The organism is Arthrobacter agilis, from assembly GCF_002953615.1.
GTDB lineage: Bacteria > Actinomycetota > Actinomycetes > Actinomycetales > Micrococcaceae > Arthrobacter_D > Arthrobacter_D agilis_B.
In genome coordinates, this window is sequence record NZ_CP024915.1 from 132855 (window position 1) to 152531 (window position 19677).

The following is a 19677-nucleotide window of genomic DNA, read 5'->3' on the forward strand; positions in this document are numbered from 1 at the left end:
GTGGATCTGGGAGCTGCAGCCCTCCGGCCCCGGTTCCACCGAGGTGTCGGTGAGCTACGACTGGTCCGCCGTGACCGACAAGGAGCTCCTGAAGACCATCGGCTTCCCGGCCGTGCCGCGGGAGGCGCTGGATTCCACGCTCGCGAACCTCGCGGCGCAGGTCTCGGAGGCCTGACCTCCCGCCGCAGGCACCCGGACGACGGCCGGCTCCCGGGAGGGGCCGGCCGTCGTCGTTGCCGGCCGGGCCGCTGCCTGCTACTGCAGCAGGGCGACGTCCGAGACGAGTTCGATGTGGCGCTGCATGGCATCGGCGGCCGCGGCGGCGTCCCGCGCCCGGATGGCCTCGGCGATACCCCTGTGCGATACGAGCGACTGCTCCGGCCTGCCCGGCTGGGCGAGCGATTCGAGGCGGGTCTCGAGGACCATCTCGCCGATGAACGCCATGAGCTGCGCCATCACGGGGGAGTGGGCGGCCCCGGTCACGGCCTGGTGGAACAGCTCGTCGCCGTGGGCGCCGCGGTCGCCGTCGTCGATCTCCGCCTGCATCGTCCGGAGCGCGTCGTCGATGGCCGCGAGATCGGCGTCCGTGCGCCGCTCGGCTGCCAGGGCCGCGAGCCTCACCTCCAGGGTGCTGCGGGCCTCCACGATGTCGGGCAGGCGGCTCCGGTGCTCGCGCAGCCCCTTGATGACGCTCGCGACACTCGCGCGGTGCCGGAGAACCGCACCGGTGCCGTGCTGGACGTCGATGACACCGAGGACCTCGAGGGCCACGAGCGCCTGGGCGAGCGTCGCCCGCGAGACCCCGAGGCGCTCGGCGAGATCCCGCTCCGCGGGGAGGAGGTCTCCCGGGCGGAGCCTCGCGGACTCGATGTAGCCCAGCAGCTGCTCGACCAGCTGTTCGTACAGTCGAGGACGCGCAAGGCGCCCCAAGGGTTGCGGATCAACGGCGTCGGTCATCCCTGTTCTCCCCGGATAGTGGTGGGCCCATGCTACCGGTGAACGATTGACAGGGACACCCACTCTCCTACAGGCTAGGCCAGTAGTCCTGTAACTCAGATCACAGGCTCGTCGAACCGTCCGTCGCCCGCTGGAGGATAATGATGTCCGCTCCACTCCTATCGATCATCATCCTTGCGGCGATGTTCCTGATAGCCACCCTGCTGCCCATCAACATGGGAGCCCTCGCCTTCGTGGGGGCCTTCCTGCTCGGCGCCGTCGTCCTGGGGATGGAGACCGACGACATCATCGCCGAGTTCCCCGGCGGGCTGTTCCTCACCCTCGTCGGGGTCACCTACCTGTTCGCCATCGCCCAGAACAACGGCACCATCGACCTGCTCGTGCAGGGGGCCGTGAAGCTCGTCCGCAACCGCGTGGCACTCATTCCGTGGGTCATGTTCCTCATCACGGCCGTCATCACCGCCGTCGGCGCGCTCGGTCCCGCGGCCGTCGCGATCATGGCGCCCGTCGCACTCGGCTTCGCGGCACGCCACAAGATCTCACCGCTGCTCATGGGCATGATGGTGGTCCACGGCGCACAGGCCGGCGGCTTCTCGCCCATCGCGGTGTACGGGGTGATCGTGAACGACATCGTCGGTGAGTCCGGCTTCGAGTCGAGCCCGCTCGCCGTGTTCCTGTCGAGCTTCATCTTCAACCTGCTGATCGCCGTCGTCCTCTTCATCGTCCTCGGTGGCCGCACGCTCCTGTCCTCGCGCATCTCCCACTTCGTCGAGGAGGCCGCCGAGGCCCGCCTGAACGCCAGCCCGGGAGCCCGCAGGGCCGACGTCGCCTACAAGGGCACCGGCAGCGGCACCTACGGACCGCGTGACCCCGCCGGCGACGGCGCCGTCGCCGTGAAGTCCCGCGAGGACCGCATCTCGCAGGCCGCCACCATCCTCGGCCTCATCGCGCTCGCCGTGATCGCCCTCGGGTTCCAGGTCGACGTCGGATTCGTCGCCATCACGGTCGCCGTCCTCCTCGCGCTGATCTCGCCCAAGGCCCAGAGCGGTGCGGTCAACAAGATCGCCTGGTCCACCGTGCTGCTCATCTGCGGGATGCTCACGTTCGTGGGTGTGCTCACCGAGGCGGGGACCATCGAGTACGTGTCCGACGGCGTCGCCGGACTCGGCGCTCCGCTGCTCGCCGCCCTGCTCATCTGTTACATCGGCGCCGTCGTCTCCGCCTTCGCCTCGTCGACGGCCATCCTCGCAGCCCTGATCCCGCTGGCCATCCCGTTCCTCGAGACGGGCGCCGTGAGTGCGGTCGGCGTCGTCTGCGCCCTCGCCGTGTCCTCGACGATCGTGGACGTCTCGCCGTTCTCCACCAACGGCGCACTCGTGCTCGCCAACGCCCCCGAGGACACGGACAAGGACCGCTTCTACAAGCAGATCCTCGGGTACGGGGCCCTCGTGGTCGTCGCCGGTCCGATCATCGCCTGGCTCGTCCTCGTGGTGCCCGGCTGGCTCTGAGCCGTCCACCCGTCCGACCAGACCGCACGAACCACCCGGAGGAAACATGAGCGACGCACCACAGGAACGAAGTGGGAGCGAGCGCGGGGAGCGCGGCGGTCCACTGTCCGGGCGCCTCGTCGTCGACCTCAGCCGGGCACTAGCCGGGCCGCACGCCGGCATGATGCTCGGTGACCTCGGCGCCCGCGTGATCAAGGTCGAGACACCGGGTACCGGGGACGACACCCGTGGCTGGGGTCCGCCCTTCGTCGGCCCGGAGGACGACCGCCAGGCCACCTACTTCCTGTCCTGCAACCGGAACAAGGAATCGATCGCGCTGGACCTCAAGAGCGACGACGGCAGGGCGGTGCTCACGGAACTGCTGCGCCGAGCCGACGTCGTGGTCGAGAACTTCCGGCCCGGGGTCCTCGACCGGCTCGGGTTCTCCACGGATGCCATGCACGAGCTGAACCCCGGCCTGGTCATCCTCTCCATCACCGGGTTCGGGCACGACGGCCCCGAGTCCAGGCGCAGCGGCTACGACCAGATCGTCCAGGGCGAGGCCGGCCTCATGTCCGTCACCGGGCCCGATCCCGACAACCCCCAGCGCGTCGGGGTCCCCATCGCCGACCTGCTGTCCGGCATGTACGGGGCGTACGGTGCCGTCGCGGCCCTGCTCGAACGGGAGCGGACGGGCCGTGGGCAGGTGGTGCGCACGTCGCTGCTCGCCGCGATCATCGGCGTCCATGCCTTCCAGGGCACACGCACCACGGTGGCCGGCGAGGTGCCGCGCGCCCAGGGCAACCACCACCCCTCGATCGCCCCGTACGGCCTGTTCAACTGCCGCGGGGGGAAGGTCCAGATCAGCGTGGGCAGCGAGAAGCTGTGGGCCACCTTCACCGCCGCCTTCGGACTCGACGCGGGCCGCGCCGAGTTCGCGACCAACGCGGACCGCGTGCGCAACCGCGACGAGCTGATCGGCGTCGTCGAGGACGCGTTCTCGGCCTACGAGGCGGAACCCCTGCTGGCGAAGCTCAACGATGCCGGCATCCCGGCGGGCAAGGTCCGCACCCTCGACGAGGTCTACGCCTGGGAACAGGTGCACTCGCAGGGGCTGCTCCTGACCGTCCAGCACCCCGTCCTCGGCGACATCGCCCTGCCCGGGCCGCCCCTGCGGTTCTTCGACGGCGACGCCGAGACCACCCTCACCGGCCACACGGCGCCGCCCCTGCTCGACGGCGACGGGGACGCCATCCGCGCCTGGCTCTCGGGGTCCGTCCCGGGAGGTACCGGAGCGTGACGGCGTCGGCGCCGGTCCGGCACCTCACGGCACGGGAGCTCATCGAGGCCGTGCTGGACACCGGATCGTTCGCGTCCTGGGACACGCCGGTCCCGGCGGCCTACCCGGGGATCGCGGCGTCCTATCGGGAGGAGTTGCACCGGGCCAGGGAGAAGAGCGGGGCGGACGAATCCGTGCTGACGGGCGAGGGGCTCATCCACGGCCGGCGCGTGGCCGTCATCGTCTCGGAGTTCACGTTCCTCGCCGGATCGATCGGCGCCGCCGCAGCACACCGGATCACCTCGGCGGTCCTCAGGGCCACCCGGGAGCGGCTGCCCCTCCTGGCCGGACCGGCGTCGGGCGGGACCCGCATGCAGGAGGGGACGCCCGCGTTCCTGTCGATGGTGGACATCACCGGCGCGGTGCGGGCGCACCGGCAGGCCGGGCTGCCGTACCTCGTCTACCTCAGGCACCCCACCACCGGCGGCGTCATGGCGTCCTGGGGTTCCCTGGGGCACGTGACCGTCGCGGAGCCGGGGGCGCTGCTCGGCTTCCTCGGCCCCCGTGTCTACGAGGCGCTGTACGACCGGCCGTTCCCGAGCGGGGTGCAGACCGCGGAGAACCTGTTCGACAAGGGTCTGATCGACGCGGTGGTGCCGCCCGAACACCTCGCGGGGATCGTCGACAAGGCGTTGAGCGTGCTGCTCGCGGGCAGCCCGACGGCGCCTGACGCGCCGTCCACGGTGTCGTCCCGGCCCGGCGGCGGCGACGCCTGGACCTCCATCCTCGTCTCGCGGAACCGCCGGCGTCCCGATCTGCGCCGGCTGCTCGCCTACGGGGCGCGGGACGTCCTGCCGCTGAACGGCACGGGCCAGGGGGAGAAGGATCCCGGGCTCCTCCTGGCACTGGCACGCTTCGGCGGGCAGCCCTGCATCGTGCTCGGGCACCAGCGGCCGCGCCTCGTGGGGGAGTCCGGACTGGGGCCGGCGTCGCTGCGCGAGGCGCGACGCGGCATGAAGCTCGCCGAGGAACTCGGTTTGCCCCTGCTCACGGTGATCGACACCGCGGGCGCGGATCTGTCGAAGGAGGCGGAGGAGGGCGGGCTGGCGGGCGAGATCGCCCGCTCGCTGCACGATCTCATCGGGCTGGCGTCGCCGTCGGTCTCCGTGCTCCTCGGTCAGGGTGCCGGGGGTGGCGCGCTCGCACTGCTGCCGGCCGATAGCACCATCGCCGCCGAGCACGCCTGGTTGTCGCCGCTGCCGCCGGAGGGTGCGAGCGCCATCGTGCACCGCACGGTCGACCGCGCCCCCGAGATGGCCGAGGCGCAGGGCGTCAAGGTCGCCGCCCTCGTCGACCGGGGCGTCGTCGACCACGTGGTCGACGAGCGGCCCGACGCCGCCGAGGAGGGCAGGGCCTTCTGCGAGCGGATGGCGGTCGCCATCGAGTACGAGCTGGCCCGGGTGAAGGAGCTCCCCGCGGGCGACCGTCTGGTGCGGCGTGCCGGGAAATACCGGGCGGGAGCCGGGGCGGAGGGCTAGGCGGCCGGCTACGCGCCGGGGTGCTGGCTGCGGTAGATCTCCATCTGGCGGTACCGGCGCTGGAGGCTGTCACGTCGGGGCGTGCTCTCCGCGTCCCGCGCCTCTGCCGTGAGGTCGATGTGCCGCTCGCCGTAGTGCCAGAGCAGCATGTCGTCGAGGAGCCGGTCGGGCCCGGGGGAGTACCGGTGGTCCAGCGCCTTGCGCACCGTGGTGATGGTGCCCGCCTGCAGGAGGGACACCAGTTCCAGGGTCGTCTTCAGGCCGTGGGCCGCGAGGAGTTCGGCCGCCCAGCCCCAGTTGTCGTCAGACTTCCGGTCCACGTGCGGCAGGAGCGTCTGCCAGATGTCGCGGATGCGGTTGGGCGTCAGGGGGGCGCTGCCCTCGCCCTCCTCGTCCCAGAACCCGGTCACGGTCTCGTAGCGCTCGTGGAGTTCGGCGAACGCCGACTCCACGGTCTCGAGCATGGCCGCCGTTCCGGTGAACTGCCGGTCGAAGTAGGGGCTCCATGCCTTCGGGTTGGACGCCTTGAACCGGATGTCGTGCTCGATCTCCGACCAGGCGTGTGCCAGCACGGTGCGTACCTGTACTTCGAACAGGTAGCTCCCGGCGGCCCTGGTGTCGGGGTCGACGGCCTGCTGGAAGGACCGGACGACCTCGCTGTGGATGGTCCGCATGATGAGGTGGCGGCTGGAGTAGCCGTACGTGCCGGATTCGATGGATCCGATGTCCTTCTCGCGGTCGCCCCGGCAGTCGAACTCGTGGCGCTGCCGCTTGAGCAGGTTCGCGGCGAGGTCCACCTCGTGCGGAAGGGTGGTGATGATGCGTACGCCCACCAGATCGGTGAGGTTGCGCAGCGGATCGGGGAACACGAGGACGGGCGGTGCACCGGCCTCGGGGGAGGGCAGGGTGCGGGAGGCCTTGTCACGGAAGGACTCGACGGTCTTGGTGCGCGCCGTGACGAAGAGCGGGTTCAGGTCCGTCCCGTCGAAGATCGCGGCGATGCTGTCGCGCATGGCGACCGTGACGCGGTCGAGGGCCGGCCGCACGCGCTCGTACTCACGCGTGTGCGCTTCGACGGCAGGCCGCAACCGCTCGTCGAGATCATCCCACGCGCCCATGAACCGTGCCTTTCCACGAAGAGTCTTCATCGTAGCCAACCGGGACGACGGTTAGGCTTCCCCTGTGGATCGAGGACACCCCGTGGGCCGGCGCTCCGTGCTCGCGCTGCTGACGGCCGCCGGTACGGGCGTCCTGGCCGCCTGCGGCATCAGGGCGGCAACCAGGGCCCGCGCCGCGGTGCCGCAGCGCTATCACTACGGCGGGCATCCGAGCCAGTTCGCTGACCTCCATCTGCCTGCCGCCGGGATGGCAGTGCGCGGCGTCGTCGTCATCATCCACGGCGGCTACTGGCGCTCCACCTACGGCGCGGAGCTCGGCGAGCCCCTCGCGCAGGACCTGGTGGGACGCGGCTACGCCTGCTGGAACCTCGAGTACCGACGGGCGGGCGACGGCGGGGGCTGGCCCGCCACCTTCGAGGACGTGGCCGCCGGTATCGACCACCTGGCCCGCGCGGCGGACGAGCACGGGCTGGACCTCGGCTCGACGACGGCGCTGGGACACTCCGCGGGCGGGCACCTCGCGGTGTGGGCGGCGGGGAGGGCCGCACTGCCGGCCGGGGCTCCCGGGGCCGGGACGCCCGGGGTGCCGCTGACCGCCGTCGTCAGCCAGGCCGGTGTGCTCGACCTTCGCGAGGCCCGCGAACTGGGGCTGGGCGACGGCGCCGTCGAGAACCTGCTGGGTGCACCCGACGACCCCGAGCGCTACCGGCTCGCGGACCCCATGACCGCCGTCCCGCTCGACGTCCCCGTCTACGCGGTGCACGGGGAGAAGGACACCACGGTGCCGCTCAGCCAGGCGGAGAGCTATGTGCGGGCGGCGACGGCAGCGGGCGCGACGGCGGGACTGTCCCTCGTGCCCGGCGACCATTTCGCCGTCATCACCCCGGGATCGAAGGACTGGGACCGCGTCGTCGAACTGCTCGACGACGCGGCCGCCTCCGGACTGCCCGCACCCGGCTGACCGGGGTCCGGGTCGCGGCGCTCCCTAGTTGAGGGGAAGCGTGCCCTCGGGCAGGGTGCCGCCGGCGAGCAGTTCGTGTGCGGAATCCGCCAGTGCGGTCAGGGCGACGCGCTGGGTCCAGGGTCCGTAGGAGATCCTGGCGACGCCGAGTTCCTGCAGGCGGGACGGTGCGAGGCTGCCGGGTACGTTGATGACGCTGAGGCGCTGCGGGCCGAAGGCCTCCACGAGGGTGGTGACGGCCTGCTCGTCGAGCAGGCCGGGCACGAAGACCGTGGTGGCGCCGAGGTCGAGGTACGCCCTGCCCCGTTCGACGGCGTCGGCCAGGACGTCCGCGGGATCACGGTCTCCCCCCTTCACGAAGGCATCCGTCCGCGCATTCAGCACGAAGTCGACACCCTCCGACGTCCCGGCCGCCAGGACCGCCTCCATCTGCGTGATCGCGTCGGCCAGCGGTCGCATCTGGTCCTCGATGTTCGCGCCGACGATCCCGACGCCGATCGCCCTGCGGACCGTGTCCCCGGGGTCTCCGTAGCCGGCCTCGAGGTCGGCGGAGACCGGGAGGTCCGTCGCGGCGGCGATCCGCCCGACGACGGTGATCATCTCGTCGAGCGGGATGTTCTCGCCGTCCTCGTAGCCGAGCGACGCGGCGATGGAGTGGCTCGCCGTGGCGAGCGCCGTCGTGCCCGGGATACCGGCGATCGTCCTCGCGCTGATGACGTCCCAGACGTTGACGACCTGGAGGATCTCCGGGGCGGAGTGCAGCCGGGCGAGCGTGGTGGCCTTCGCGGCGGTATCGGTGCGTGTTTCGGTCATTGCCTTGCCTTCTGCGTGTGGGAGCTGATCCAGGCGGCTGCGCCGTCCATCTCGGTGGGGTGGATCCCGTGACCGCCCTCGCGGACGTTCCGGTCTACTTCGGCGCCGCGGCTCTCGAGGATCGAACCGACGCGGATCACGCTGTCGGTCGGGGCCATGGCATCCGCGGTCCCGTTGAACAGGGCGACCGCCGTGCCCGAGAGATCGGCCTCGATGGTGCGTCCTTCCAGCGGGTACATGCCGGAGAACGCGACGACGTCCGCGACCACGGCCGGGTGGAGCAGCGCGGCGGCGAGCGCGATGTTCGCACCGTTCGAGAAGCCCACCGCGACGAGCGGGCGGTCGGTGATGCCGTAGTGCTCCCGCGCCCAGTCGATGAATCCGGCGAGCTCGCCGGCGCGGCGGACGACGTCGTCGACGTCGAACACGCCCTCGCCGAAGCGCCGGAACCAGCGGTTCATGCCATGTTCCTGCACCGGTCCGCGCGGTGCGAGGTAGCCGGCGCCGGGCGCGAGGCGGTCGACGAACGGAAGGAGGTCGTGCTCGGTGCCGCCCGTACCGTGCAGGAGCAGGAGCACCGGCGTGCCTGCTGCTCCTGCACCGAACAGGTGCGGCCACGGATGCGTGGTGGTCATGTCCGTACCTACTTCACGAAGGCCTGGATGGCCGGGTTGTTCTCCCCGGGCAGTTCGATCTTCGCCACGGCGGCGGAGATCGCCTCGCGGTTCGGCTCGAGCCACGGCGGCAGCTTCAGGGAGCGGCCCAGTTCCAGCAGCGGCTCGTCGATGTCGAAGCCCGGTGTGTCGGTCGCGATCTCGAGGAGGGTTCCACCGGGTTCGCGGAAGTAGATCGAGGTGAAGTACTGGCGGTCGAGGATGGCCGTGACGCCGTAGCCGCGCTCGGCGAGCTCCTGGCGCCAGAGTTCCTGCGTCTGCTGGTCGGGGACACGGAAGGCGATGTGGTGCACCGTGCCGCCGGCGACGAGCCCGCGTTCGCCGCGCGCATCGGTGACGACGTCGACCACGGTGCCGGGTTCGCCGTCGTGCGTGCTCAGGCGGTAGTGGCCGTCCTTCTCGGCGAGGACGTTCATGCCGAGATCGCGCGTCAGCGTCTCGAGGGTGCGGGTGGGGTCCTGCACGGTCAGGACGGAGGAGTGCTGGCCGCGGACGGCGTACTCGGCGGGGACGGACGCGGAGTCCCAGGGATTGCGGGGGTCCGAGACGGAGGAGGCGACGAGGTCGATCTGCAGGCCGTCGGGGTCGCGGAGCGAGAGGCGCTCCTCCTCGGAGGATGCGCGGGAGACGGTCGACTCGACGCCGAGGGCCTTGAAGTGCTCCTGCCACCAGCCGAGGGTGCCCTGCGGAACGGAGAACGCGGTGGTGGTGGACTGGCCGCTGCCGACGCGTCCGCTGCGGATGCCCTGCCAGGGGAAGAAGGTCAGGAGGGAACCGGGACGGCCGGCCTCGTCGCCGTAGTACAGGTGGTACGTGCCCGGATCGTCGAAGTTCACGGTCTTCTTGACGAGGCGCAGCCCCAGTCCCCTGATGTAGAAGTCGATGTTCCTCTGGGGATCACCGGCGATCGCGGTGACGTGATGAAGGCCTTCGGTTCGTGCAGTCACAGTGTCCTCCTTGGTAGCGACCGGTCCACGTGCGCCGGTATGTCCATGCAAACGCATGTATATCGGTATTTGTTCCCTCCCGCACGGCCCGGCCCTGTACACGGTAGGCAGCCTGCTGAGCGTCGTGTGTGTCCGGCGTCCTGTGTCATCCTGTGTGCATGGCAGCGAGAGAGCGGGTCCGGGGCTGGGTCCGCCGTACCGGCATCGAGGTGCTCGGGTGGACCCTCGTGGTGCTCGGAATCGCCGCCCTCGTGCTGCCCGGACCGGGGCTGCTGATGCTGGCCGCGGGCCTCGCCGTCCTCTCGCAGCAGTACCACTGGGCGCGCCGGTATCTGAAGCCCCTCAAGGAGAGCGCCTACCACGCCGCTGCGCTGGGGGTGAAGACGATCCCACGCATCGCGGCGAGCTGCCTCAGTGCCTTCGTGATCATGGGTCTCGGGGTCGTGTGGATCCTGCAACCCGGCGTTCCGTCCTGGTGGTTCCTCGAGGACAGGTGGTGGCTCTTCGGCGGGTCCGGTACAGGGGTCAGCCTCATCGCCTCGTCCCTGATAGCCCTCGCCCTCATCGCCTACAGCGTGCGGCGTTTCCGGGGGCGGCCGGTGCCGGCGAGGCGTTCACCCGTCGGGACGGACGCCGAGTAGGGCCACGTCCGGGGCGTCCCCGACAGGGAAGAGCCTCCGGCCGGGTGACGCACCGGGGCTGGTACGTTGAAGGTGTGCTCACCGTAATCGGGGAAACCCTCATCGACGAAGTCGTCAGCGACACCGCGTCCATGCGCGCCCACGTGGGCGGAAGCCCCATGAACGTGGCCGTCGGGCTCGCGCGGCTCGGCCACCCGGCGCAGTTCGTCGGCAGGTACGGCGACGACGAGTACGGCCGCATGATCCAGCAGCACCTCCGCGACAACTCGGTGCCCTTCCCGGTCGAAGCCGACGGCTCGCCCACCAGCGTCGCCACCGCGCGCCTCGACCCCGCAGGCGGCGCGGCGTACGACTTCCAGCTGGTCTGGGACCTGCCCGGCCTCGCCGGGCAGAAGGACAGGCTCCTCGACGGGACCACCCTCCTGCACACCGGTTCCATCGCGACCATGCTCGCCCCGGGGGCCGACGACGTCCTGGCGCTGGTGACGGCCGCGCACCCGCTCGCCACCGTCACCTACGACCCGAACTGCCGGCCGACCATCATCCGGGACGCGGCTTTCGCCCGGGACCAGGCCGAGAGGTTCGTGGGGCTCGCGGACGTCGTCAAGGCCTCCGACGAGGACCTCCAGTGGCTCTATCCCGATCGGACCCCCGAGGAGTCGGCGCGGGCCTGGCTGGAGGCCGGAGCCGCCGTCGTCGTCGTGACCCGCGGATCGAAGGGTCCGTGGGCGCTGTGCCGCGCGGGCCAGGTGTCCGTGCCCGCACCCCCGACGAGCGTCGTGGACACGGTGGGTGCCGGGGACTCTTTCATGGCGGCCCTCGTGGGATATCTCGTGGATCTCGAACTGGACGGCGCCCATCGCCGGGACGAGCTGCGCCGAATCAACCTCGGGCAGCTGACGGACCTGCTGCAGTACGCGGCCCGGGCCGCGGCCATCACCGTCTCCCGTGCGGGCGCCAATCCGCCCACCCGGGACGAGATGGCGCGCCGGGCCTGACCCGAACGAGCCATGACGACCTCCAGGAGCACACCGATGACCCGCGACCCCTACGCAGACCTTCCGCAGGTACCCGAGTTCGAGCTGACCAGCGAGGACATCACGCATCAGGAGCCGCTCGGCACCGCGCAGGCATCCGGGGTCATGGGGGCCGGCGGCAGGGACGAATCCCCGCAGCTGGGCTGGAGCGGCTTCCCGGACGGCACCAGGAGCTTCGCGGTGACGGTCTACGACCCGGATGCGCCGACGGCCAGCGGATTCTGGCACTGGGCTGTCGCCGACCTGCCGGTCACCACCACGTCGCTGCCCGCCGGGGCCGGCACGGAGGGCTCCGGACTGCTCCCGGACGGTGCGGTGCAGCTCCGGAACGACGCCGGATTCGCCGGCTTCATCGGCGCCGCCCCGCCCGAGGGCCATGGCCCGCACCACTACCACGTCGTGGTGCACGCCGTGGACGTCGAGTCGCTGGGCGTCCCCGCGGACGCCACGCCCGCCTCGCTCGGGTTCGCCCTGTTCTCGCACACTCTCGGCCGCGCCCGGCTGATCGGCACGTTCGAGCAGTAGCCGTGGCCATCCGGCGGGTGGGCCCCGCGCCGCCGGTAGGGTGGGAGTCCAGGAAACGAAGGAGTCAGCGATGCGCCTCGTGGCGAGCGACATGGACGGGACCATCATCGGTCACGACGGCAGGATGAGCGAACGGACGGTCCGGGCGTTCCGCGCGTGCGTCGAGGCCGGGGTCGACGTCGTGTTCGTCACGGGCCGCCCGCCGCGCTGGCTGCAGCCGCTCCGGGACCAGCTCGGCCACACCGGGACGGTCATCTGCTCGAACGGCGCCCTGACGTACGACCTCGAGGCGGAGCGCGTCCTCGACGCGAAGCTCCTGAAGCCCGAGGACGTCTTCGCCGCACGCGACATCATCCGGGGGCTCTTCCCGGCGGCGACCTTCGCGGCCGAGACGGTGTCCGGCTTCCACCTCGAGCCGGGTTTCGGCGACGCCGCCACCTCCGAGCTGCTCGGCGGGATCACCGCCCAGCCGTTCGAGGAGTCCCTGCCGGGCGAGGACGTCGTCAAGTTCCTGTCCCGGGAGCGGGACGTCTCACCCGACGACTTCCTGGCGGCCGTCCGCCCCGCCGTCGCCCACCTCGTCTCGACGACGCACTCCGCTCCCACCATCGCGCTGCTCGAGATGACGGTGCCGCACATCGACAAGTCCGTGACGCTCGCCGGCTACGCCGCGGCGCGGGGCATCGATGCCGCCGACGTCGTGGCGTTCGGCGACATGCCCAATGATGTCCAGATGCTCGGCTGGGCGGGGCAGGGGTATGCCATGGCCTCCGGGCACCCCGACGCCCTCGCCGCCGCGAACCTCGTGGCGCCTCCGTTCGACGAGGACGGCGTGGCACAGGTGCTGGAGGAACGGCTTGCGGCGCTTCGTACGGCCTGACGCGGGCCGCTTCCCCTATCTCGACAACCGGTCCGGCCTGCGACCGGGCAGCCTCCCGCTCGCGCTGTCCCACCGCGGTTTCGCGCCCGACGGCGGGGAGAACACGATGGCCGCCTTCGAACGCGCCGTGGGCCTCGGCTTCGGCTATCTCGAGATCGATGTCCGCGCGTCGAGCGACGGCGTGGTGATGGTCTTCCACGACGGGGACCTCAACCGGGTGGCCGGCGTCGGCGGACCGATCGCGGCGCGCACGGCGCTGGACCTGGGGGCGTTGTCCATCGGGGGACACGGCGGCATCCCGACCCTCGAGGCCGTCCTGGTCCGGTGGCCCCGGCTGCGCCTGAACATCGACGTGAAGAGCGATGACTGCGTGCGACCCTTCGCCGAGCTCGTCAACCGTCTGGGGGTCCATGACCGCGTGCTGGTGGCGTCCTTCTCCGACCGTCGGCGGCTCGCGGTGCTGCGCCTGCTCGGGAGGCCGACGGCGTCCTCCGCCGGCATGGCGGTCAACACCCTGGTGAAGCTGCTCGCGCCGCTCGGGCTGGCCGGTGCGGTCGCGCGCATCGCGCGGGTGCAGGCGCTGCAGGTCCCCGAGACGTACCGCGGCGTGCGCGTCGTGACGGGCCGCTTCCTCCGCGCCTGCCGGGCGGGCGGGCTGCAGGTCCACGTCTGGACCGTCAACGAGCGCACGGAGATGGACCGGCTGCTGGATCTCGGCGCCGACGGCCTCGTGTCCGACGCCGCCGATGTCCTCGCCGCGTGCATGGCCGCTCGGTCCGCCTGGCCCCAGGGGCGTCCGGCCTGACGTGCAGGAGCCCGGTCGCGGCCACACCCGCAACCGGGCTCCTTCGGTATCGGCGCGCCGGCCGGGGTATCGCGCCCCCTGCCGGTCCACCGAGTCTGGTAGGTGCGGGCAGCTACCCGCTGCCCGCTGAAAACGGTCTTTACATCGTTGTAGAACACTCCCACGGCTCCGTGGTGGCCGTCAAGGAGGGCAGCCCTAGGACGCCGTACCGGCAGCCAGCACAGGATCGGTCAGGGTCCGCAGGTAGTGCAGGGCGGCGGGTGCGTAGGTGCGCATCGAGTCGTCGTCGGCGTACACCAGCAGGCGCAGCCACGAACCGTACCGGTGCACCCCGGCCAGGGCCAGGGCGGGCTCGACGGCGGCCCGCAGCTCCGGCAGGGGAGCGTAGCCGGTCCACCGCTCGAGATAGGCGGTGACCACTGCCTGGAGGCGAGGATCGTCCGGCGTCGTGCGCCATTGTTCGCGCATCCGGGTGAGCGGCACGAGCAACGCGCTGAAGGGATGCGCCCAGTAGGAGTCCGCGAAGTCGAAGAACCGCAGCGGCCCGGTGCTGGTCCCGGGCAGGAAGCAGTTCCGCGGATGCAGGTCGTTGTGGTCGAGGGACAGGGGGACGGCGACGCTGCGCAGGACCTCGACCGCCTGGTGGATGGCCGGCAGGCGCCCGACGACGTCGTCCGCCTCCTCCGCGGACAGGTACAGCGGATGTCCGGCCGGCAGGCCCGTGTGGAGCAGGAGCTGGTTCTCGACGAAGTTGGCGGCGACGTCCGGGTTCATGAGGACCAGGCCGGCCTGCGAGAGCCGCTCGCCGTGCGGCGCGAGGAGCTGTTGCAGGTCGGCGAAGTCGCCCGTGATGCGGGCCCAGACGGAAGGGTCGTCGGAGCCCAGGGTGTCCAGGGTCGCGCCGTGGTCGGCGGTGAGCATCCAGCCCCTGGACGGTTCGATGGCCAGGGGCGCCGCGACGTGGTCCGGGGCGAGCTCACCCAGCAGCGACAGGACGGACGCCTCGGCGAGCTGCCCGAGGTTGTTCTCCTTGAACCACAGTGTCCCGTGGTCCGTGGGTACGGTCAGCTGGGTCGACCAGAAGCGGATGCGCGGCTGCTCCGTCGGTCCCAGCCGCGTGACACCGAAGTTCTCGAGCACGAGGTCGATCCACTGTTCGGCCTGCTGCCGCCACTCGGGGGAGGCCCAGATCTCGCGGGGAGACGTCATCGGACGCTGCGGATGATGGAGGAGCGGAGCATGGACCTCATTCTCGCATCGCCCAGGAGTCAGCCGAGCTTGGAGGGCCTGCTGCAGTGGTCGCTGGATTCGAGGTCGTCCGGACCCGCGACGTGTTCGCTGCCGCGGGCGCGGGCGATCGCCGTCATGCCGTGGAAGATGAGGAGCGCCGCGGCGGTCCCGAGGGCGATCCCGGCGAAGGTGAGATCACCGATCGTCCAGGTGAAGTCCGCGATGCCGATGACCAGGGCGACCCCTGCCGTGGACAGGTTGATCGGGTTGGAGAAGTTGACCTGGTTCTGCACCCAGATCCGGACGCCGAGGATGCCGATCATGCCGTAGAGCACCACGCCCGCACCGCCGAGCACGCCGGCGGGGACCGTGGCGATCAGGGCGCCGAACTTCGGGAACAGGCTCAGGAGGATCGCGACGATGCCGGCCACCCAGTAGGCGGCCGTCGAATAGACACGCGACGCCGCCATGACACCGATGTTCTCGGCGTACGTGGTGGTGCCCGAACCGCCGCCGCCACCGGCGATCATGGTGGCCAGGCCGTCCGCCATCAGGGCCCGCCCGGTCAGGGGATCCAGGTCCCGGTCGGTCATCGCGGCCACGGATTTCACATGGCCGATGTTCTCGGCCACGAGCACGAGCACCACGGGCACGAAGAGGCCGACGACGGACAGGTGGAACTCCGGCGCCGCGAAGTCCGGCAGGCCGACCCAGGCCGCGTCCCGGATCGCCGCGAAGTCGACCTCGCCCCGGATCATGGCGACGACGTAGCCGGCGAGGACGCCGACGAGGATGGAGAGCCGGCCGAGGATGCCCTTGAAGAGCACCGTGACCAGCAGGATCGCGATCACCGTCACGAGGGCGGTGAGCGGAGCCTGCTCGAAGCTCGACTTGGCCGTCGGCGCGAGGTTGAGGCCGATCAGGGCCACGATGGCACCCGTCACGATCGGGGGCATGGCCACCTGGATCCAGCGTGCGCCGGCGGTGTGGACGATGAACCCGATGATCGCCAGGGCCGCACCGGCCATGATGATGCCGCCGAGGGCGCCGGCCGCGCCGTGCTGCGTCTGCGCGGCGGCGATCGGTGCGATGAAGGCGAAGCTCGAACCGAGGTAGCTCGGCACCTTCCCGGCCGTGATGATCAGGAACAGGATCGTCCCGATCCCCGAGAACAGCAGTGTGGTCGACGGCGGGAATCCGGTGATGAGCGGGACGAGGAAGGTCGCGCCGAACATCGCCACGACGTGCTGCGCCCCGATGCCGATGGTCCTGGGCCAGCTGAGGCGTTCCTCGGGCGCGACGAACCCGCCCGCGGTCACGTTCCTGCCGTCCCCGTGGAGGGTCCAGCCGATTCCTCGTGCGCTCATGGGTATGCCTTCCGGGGATGGTCGAGGGGTTCCGGGAAATCCTATCCGCAGCACGTGACCGGGATGTTACGTTGCTTGGAATCGAGGGAAGGGCAGAGGGATGGTATCTCCGATCCGGGGACGCACCGTACTGGTCACGGGCGCGGGCAGGGGCATGGGCAGGCTCTACGCCGAACGGGCGGCCAGGGAGGGAGCGGCCGCCGTCGTCCTCTGGGACGTCGACGGGCGAGCACTCGAGGAGGTGGTCGCCGGCCTGGCATCGACCACGGCGACCGTGCACAGCTACGTGGTCGACGTCGCGTCGGTGGAGTCGATCCGGTCGGCGGCCGATGCCGTCCTCGGCGACGTCGGCGTGCCGGACGTCCTCGTGAACAACGCCGGGATCGTCCGCGGGAAGTACTTCTGGGAACACGACCACGCCGCGGACATCGACCTCACGCTGCGGGTGAACACCGCGGGGCCCATGCATGTCACGCGCGCGTTCCTCTCGGCGATGATGCAGCGCGGCACGCCCGCGAGGATCCTCAACGTGGCCTCGGCCTCCGGGACCCTCGCCGTGCCCCGCATGAGCGTGTATGCGGCGTCGAAATGGGCCGTGATCGGCTGGAGCGATTCCCTGCGCCTCGAACTGGCATCGACCGGTTCCCCGATCACCGTCACCACGCTCATCCCCAGCTACATCAGGACCGGCATGTTCGAGGGAGCCCGCGGCCCCCTGATGACTCCGCTGATGGAACCGGACCATGTGGTGGACAGGGCCTGGCGGGGGATGCTCGCCGGCAGGGCACGCGTCCAGCTGCCGTGGACCGTGCAGCTCGCCGGCACCCTCCGCAACGTCCTGCCGCAGCCCGTGTGGGACGTCGTCGCGGGGCGCGTCTTCCGGGTGTACAGCTCGATGGAGCACTTCACGGGACGCCCCGGTGCTCCCGCCGATCAGAAGGAAGGCGACGCATGAACGCCGCAGGGCTCCTCGCCGACCAGCGCCGGTACTTCGGGACGGGGGTGACCCGTGCCGCCGGGTGGCGGCGCGAGCAGCTGCGCGCGCTCCTCCGGCTGCTGGCCGAACGCGAGGACGAGCTGACGGGCGCCCTGGAGGAGGATCTCGGCAAGAGCCGGACGGAAGGCTTCCTCTCAGAGGTCGTCGTGGTCCGGGCGGAAGCGCGCTACGCCCTCCGGCACCTGGACCGCTGGATGGCACCGGAGCGGATCCCCGTCCCGGGCGGGCTGCAGCCGGGCCGCGCCTGGTCGCAGGCCCGCCCGCTCGGCGTCGTCCTGATCATCGGGCCCTGGAACTATCCGCTGAATCTCGTGCTTGCGCCGCTCGTCGGGGCGCTCGCGGCCGGCAACACGGCGGTGCTCAAACCCAGCGAGCTCTCGCCCGCGACCTCCCGGGTGCTCGCGCGCCTCGTGCCGGAGTACCTGGACCGGGAGGCCGTCGCCGTCGTCCAGGGGGGAGCCGAGGTGAGCACCGACCTGCTCGCGCAGCCGTTCGACCACGTGTTCTACACGGGCGGAGAGCGCGTGGGGAAGATCGTGATGAAGGCCGCGGCCGAGCACCTCACGCCGGTGACGCTCGAGCTGGGCGGCAAGTCGCCGGCCGTCGTCGTGGGCGGGGACCTGCGCACCGCCGCCCGCCGCATCGCCCACGGGAAGTTCCTCAACGCCGCCCAGACGTGTGTGGCGCCCGACTACGTCCTGACCACACCGGCCGCCGCGCCGATCCTCGCCGATGCGCTCGCGACAGCCGTCCGGGACTTCTACGGCAGCGATCCGAGCACCTCGGGCGACTACGGCCGGATCATCAACGAGCACCACTTCGACCGTCTCGTGGGCCTGCTGGACGGGGGCACCGTGGTCTCCGGCGGTCGCCACGAGCGCACGGAGCGGTACATCGAGCCGACCGTCCTGCGCGATGTCGATCCGGGCTCCGCGCTCATGCAGGAGGAGATCTTCGGCCCGCTGCTGCCGATCCTCGAGGTCGGGGACCTGGACGAGGCGATCCGGTTCATCGGCGCACGGCCCCACCCCCTGGCCGCCTACCTGTTCAGCGACCGCGAGGAACACCTGCGCGAGTTCACGGACCGGGTGCAGGCGGGCGGGCTGGCCCACAACGCCTGCACCATCCAGCTCGCGGTGCCGGGCCTGCCGTTCGGGGGAGTGGGCGCGAGCGGCACCGGCAGCTACCACGGACGTCAGTCGTTCCTGACCTTCAGCCATGTGCAGCCGGTGTTCTCCAAGCCCACCCGCATGGACACGCTGCGCCTCGCGTATCCACCCTTCGGGCCGGTCAAGAGGAGGCTGCTGCGCAGGCTCCTCTGAGTCCCGTCAGCTGATGACGCCGTCCACCAGGGCCTTCGCCTCGGCCTGCACCTGCTTCAGGTGCTCCTCGCCCCGGAAGGACTCCGCGTAGATCTTGTAGACGTCCTCGGTGCCCGACGGGCGCGCGGCGAACCACGCGTTCTCGGTGGTGACCTTCAGGCCGCCCACCGGGGCGCCGTTGCCCGGTGCCTGCGTCAGGCGGGCGGTGATCTCCTCACCGGCGAGGGTCGTGGCGGTGACGTCCGAGGGCGAGAGCCTGCCCAGGGCCGCCTTCTGCTCGCGGGTCGCTGCGGCGTCGATCCGCGCGTAGACGGGCGCGCCGAACCGCTCGGTCAGCCCGGTGTAGTGCTGCGACGGGGTCTTCCCGGTGACGGCGGTGATCTCCGAGGCCAGGAGGGCCAGCAGGATGCCGTCCTTGTCGGTGCTCCAGGGTGTCCCGTCGTGGCGCAGGAAGGACGCGCCGGCGGACTCCTCGCCACCGAAGGCGAGGTCGCCGGTCAGCAGTCCGGGCACGAACCATTTGAAGCCCACGGGGACCTCCTGCAGCACGCGACCGAGGTCGAGGGCGACGCGGTCGATGATCGACGACGACACGAGGGTCTTGCCGATCACGGCGTCTGCGCGCCAGTTGGGACGGTTGGCGTAGAGGTACTGGATGGCGACCGCGAGGTAGTGGTTCGGGTTCATGAGGCCGGCGTCCGGGGTGACGATGCCGTGGCGGTCCGCGTCGGCGTCGTTGCCCGTGGCGATGTCGAACTCGGCGGCCCGTCCGATGAGCGACGCCATGGCCGACGGCGACGAGCAGTCCATGCGGATCTTCTCGTCCCAGTCCAGGGTCATGAACGCCCACTGCGGATCGACGGTCGGGTTGACCACCGTGAGGTTGAGGTTGTGCCGCTCGCCGATGGCGCCCCAGTAGTCGACGGACGCGCCGCCCATCGGGTCCGCGCCGATGTGGACGTTCGCGGACCGGATGGCATCGAGGTTCAGGACCGAGGGGAGGTCGTCGATGTACTGCTGCAGGAAGTCGTAGCTGCCGATGCCCTCGGCGGTGCGGGCCTGTGCGATCGGCAGGCGCCGGACGTCCCGCAGTCCACCC

Annotated in this window: 19 protein-coding genes; 11 read left to right on the top strand and 8 right to left on the bottom strand. The window is 71.0% G+C overall.

Annotated elements, in window-relative coordinates:
* Positions 1-255 precede the first annotated feature (255 nt).
* Positions 256-957 carry a FadR/GntR family transcriptional regulator gene (locus CVO76_RS00650; RefSeq protein ID WP_133080052.1) on the bottom strand — a complete coding sequence of 234 codons (702 nt, stop codon included), beginning with the start codon at positions 955-957 and terminating at the stop codon, positions 256-258.
* A 143-nt stretch (positions 958-1100) separates the two neighbouring features.
* On the opposite strand from CVO76_RS00650, the gene CVO76_RS00655 reads away from it, so the two are divergent.
* Genes CVO76_RS00655 through CVO76_RS00665 form a run of 3 tightly spaced genes read left to right on the top strand, consistent with a single transcriptional unit; the run spans position 1101 to position 5261 of the window.
* The gene (locus CVO76_RS00655) at positions 1101-2465 is read left to right on the top strand and encodes an SLC13 family permease (RefSeq protein WP_208740331.1); all 1365 of its coding nucleotides are present in this window, start codon (positions 1101-1103) and stop codon (positions 2463-2465) included.
* A gap of 46 nt (positions 2466-2511) precedes the next feature.
* Positions 2512-3744, top strand: a complete 1233-nt coding sequence (locus tag CVO76_RS00660; protein ID WP_208740332.1) for a CaiB/BaiF CoA transferase family protein — start codon at positions 2512-2514, stop codon at positions 3742-3744.
* Positions 3741-5261, top strand: a complete 1521-nt coding sequence (locus CVO76_RS00665) for a carboxyl transferase domain-containing protein (RefSeq protein WP_208740333.1) — start codon at positions 3741-3743, stop codon at positions 5259-5261. Before CVO76_RS00660 ends, CVO76_RS00665 begins: the two co-directional genes overlap by 4 nt.
* A gap of 8 nt (positions 5262-5269) precedes the next feature.
* Here CVO76_RS00665 and CVO76_RS00670 read toward each other — a convergent pair whose 3' ends face one another.
* The gene (locus tag CVO76_RS00670) at positions 5270-6379 is read right to left on the bottom strand and encodes a GTP pyrophosphokinase (RefSeq protein ID WP_133080056.1); all 1110 of its coding nucleotides are present in this window, start codon (positions 6377-6379) and stop codon (positions 5270-5272) included.
* A gap of 148 nt (positions 6380-6527) precedes the next feature.
* On the opposite strand from CVO76_RS00670, the gene CVO76_RS00675 reads away from it, so the two are divergent.
* Complete coding sequence (locus tag CVO76_RS00675; protein WP_432206146.1) at positions 6528-7340, top strand: prolyl oligopeptidase family serine peptidase; 813 nt, start codon at positions 6528-6530, stop codon at positions 7338-7340.
* Positions 7341-7364: 24 nt separating this feature from the next.
* Here CVO76_RS00675 and CVO76_RS00680 read toward each other — a convergent pair whose 3' ends face one another.
* Genes CVO76_RS00680 through CVO76_RS00690 form a run of 3 tightly spaced genes read right to left on the bottom strand, consistent with a single transcriptional unit; the run spans position 7365 to position 9774 of the window.
* Positions 7365-8153: an isocitrate lyase/PEP mutase family protein gene (locus CVO76_RS00680; RefSeq protein WP_208740334.1), complete on the bottom strand. Its 789-nt coding sequence runs from the start codon at positions 8151-8153 to the stop codon at positions 7365-7367.
* Positions 8150-8788: an alpha/beta hydrolase gene (locus CVO76_RS00685; protein WP_208740335.1), complete on the bottom strand. Its 639-nt coding sequence runs from the start codon at positions 8786-8788 to the stop codon at positions 8150-8152. The genes CVO76_RS00680 and CVO76_RS00685 overlap by 4 nt, the downstream gene beginning before the upstream one ends.
* A gap of 8 nt (positions 8789-8796) precedes the next feature.
* Complete coding sequence (locus CVO76_RS00690; RefSeq protein ID WP_208740336.1) at positions 8797-9774, bottom strand: ring-cleaving dioxygenase; 978 nt, start codon at positions 9772-9774, stop codon at positions 8797-8799.
* 158 nt (positions 9775-9932) lie between these two features.
* On the opposite strand from CVO76_RS00690, the gene CVO76_RS00695 reads away from it, so the two are divergent.
* The 5 genes from CVO76_RS00695 (at position 9933) to CVO76_RS00715 (ending at position 13662) form a co-directional block, all read left to right on the top strand.
* The gene (locus CVO76_RS00695; RefSeq protein ID WP_133080060.1) at positions 9933-10415 is read left to right on the top strand and encodes a PGPGW domain-containing protein; all 483 of its coding nucleotides are present in this window, start codon (positions 9933-9935) and stop codon (positions 10413-10415) included.
* Positions 10416-10489: 74 nt separating this feature from the next.
* The gene (locus tag CVO76_RS00700) at positions 10490-11413 is read left to right on the top strand and encodes a carbohydrate kinase family protein (RefSeq protein WP_208740337.1); all 924 of its coding nucleotides are present in this window, start codon (positions 10490-10492) and stop codon (positions 11411-11413) included.
* A 36-nt stretch (positions 11414-11449) separates the two neighbouring features.
* The gene (locus CVO76_RS00705) at positions 11450-11977 is read left to right on the top strand and encodes a YbhB/YbcL family Raf kinase inhibitor-like protein (RefSeq protein WP_208740338.1); all 528 of its coding nucleotides are present in this window, start codon (positions 11450-11452) and stop codon (positions 11975-11977) included.
* A gap of 70 nt (positions 11978-12047) precedes the next feature.
* Complete coding sequence (locus CVO76_RS00710) at positions 12048-12857, top strand: HAD family hydrolase (protein ID WP_208740339.1); 810 nt, start codon at positions 12048-12050, stop codon at positions 12855-12857.
* A complete protein-coding gene (locus CVO76_RS00715; RefSeq protein ID WP_208741896.1) occupies positions 12835-13662 on the top strand; it encodes a glycerophosphodiester phosphodiesterase family protein in 828 nt (275 codons plus the stop codon). Before CVO76_RS00710 ends, CVO76_RS00715 begins: the two co-directional genes overlap by 23 nt.
* Before the next feature lie 195 nt (positions 13663-13857).
* On the opposite strand, the gene CVO76_RS00720 is transcribed toward CVO76_RS00715, so the two are convergent.
* Complete coding sequence (locus CVO76_RS00720) at positions 13858-14871, bottom strand: phosphotransferase (RefSeq protein ID WP_208740340.1); 1014 nt, start codon at positions 14869-14871, stop codon at positions 13858-13860.
* 59 nt (positions 14872-14930) lie between these two features.
* Positions 14931-16259 carry a uracil-xanthine permease family protein gene (locus CVO76_RS00725; protein WP_208740341.1) on the bottom strand — a complete coding sequence of 443 codons (1329 nt, stop codon included), beginning with the start codon at positions 16257-16259 and terminating at the stop codon, positions 14931-14933.
* A gap of 100 nt (positions 16260-16359) precedes the next feature.
* Between CVO76_RS00725 and CVO76_RS00730 the strand changes: the two genes are divergently transcribed.
* Both CVO76_RS00730 and CVO76_RS00735 read left to right on the top strand, forming a co-directional pair.
* Positions 16360-17214, top strand: coding sequence for an SDR family NAD(P)-dependent oxidoreductase (locus tag CVO76_RS00730; protein ID WP_208740342.1), 855 nt, complete (start codon positions 16360-16362; stop codon positions 17212-17214).
* The gene (locus CVO76_RS00735) at positions 17211-18578 is read left to right on the top strand and encodes an aldehyde dehydrogenase family protein (RefSeq protein ID WP_208740343.1); all 1368 of its coding nucleotides are present in this window, start codon (positions 17211-17213) and stop codon (positions 18576-18578) included. The genes CVO76_RS00730 and CVO76_RS00735 overlap by 4 nt, the downstream gene beginning before the upstream one ends.
* A 6-nt stretch (positions 18579-18584) precedes the next feature.
* Here CVO76_RS00735 and CVO76_RS00740 read toward each other — a convergent pair.
* On the bottom strand, positions 18585-19677 hold a 1093-nt coding region (locus CVO76_RS00740; protein WP_208740344.1), incomplete at its 5' end, for a phosphoglucomutase, alpha-D-glucose phosphate-specific.

What these genes read in the sequence shown, in the direction of transcription:
- CVO76_RS00650 (WP_133080052.1), bottom strand. Translation starts at nt 957, where the DNA reads ATGACCGACGCCGTTGATCCGCAACCCTTGGGGCGCCTTGCGCGTCCT.
- CVO76_RS00710 (WP_208740339.1), top strand. Translation starts at nt 12,048, where the DNA reads ATGCGCCTCGTGGCGAGCGACATGGACGGGACCATCATCGGTCACGAC.
- CVO76_RS00660 (WP_208740332.1), top strand. Translation starts at nt 2,512, where the DNA reads ATGAGCGACGCACCACAGGAACGAAGTGGGAGCGAGCGCGGGGAGCGC.
- CVO76_RS00720 (WP_208740340.1), bottom strand. Translation starts at nt 14,871, where the DNA reads ATGACGTCTCCCCGCGAGATCTGGGCCTCCCCCGAGTGGCGGCAGCAG.
- CVO76_RS00725 (WP_208740341.1), bottom strand. Translation starts at nt 16,259, where the DNA reads ATGAGCGCACGAGGAATCGGCTGGACCCTCCACGGGGACGGCAGGAAC.
- CVO76_RS00670 (WP_133080056.1), bottom strand. Translation starts at nt 6,379, where the DNA reads ATGGGCGCGTGGGATGATCTCGACGAGCGGTTGCGGCCTGCCGTCGAA.
- CVO76_RS00730 (WP_208740342.1), top strand. Translation starts at nt 16,360, where the DNA reads ATGGTATCTCCGATCCGGGGACGCACCGTACTGGTCACGGGCGCGGGC.
- CVO76_RS00705 (WP_208740338.1), top strand. Translation starts at nt 11,450, where the DNA reads ATGACCCGCGACCCCTACGCAGACCTTCCGCAGGTACCCGAGTTCGAG.
- CVO76_RS00685 (WP_208740335.1), bottom strand. Translation starts at nt 8,788, where the DNA reads ATGACCACCACGCATCCGTGGCCGCACCTGTTCGGTGCAGGAGCAGCA.
- CVO76_RS00655 (WP_208740331.1), top strand. Translation starts at nt 1,101, where the DNA reads ATGTCCGCTCCACTCCTATCGATCATCATCCTTGCGGCGATGTTCCTG.
- CVO76_RS00735 (WP_208740343.1), top strand. Translation starts at nt 17,211, where the DNA reads ATGAACGCCGCAGGGCTCCTCGCCGACCAGCGCCGGTACTTCGGGACG.
- CVO76_RS00680 (WP_208740334.1), bottom strand. Translation starts at nt 8,153, where the DNA reads ATGACCGAAACACGCACCGATACCGCCGCGAAGGCCACCACGCTCGCC.
- CVO76_RS00695 (WP_133080060.1), top strand. Translation starts at nt 9,933, where the DNA reads ATGGCAGCGAGAGAGCGGGTCCGGGGCTGGGTCCGCCGTACCGGCATC.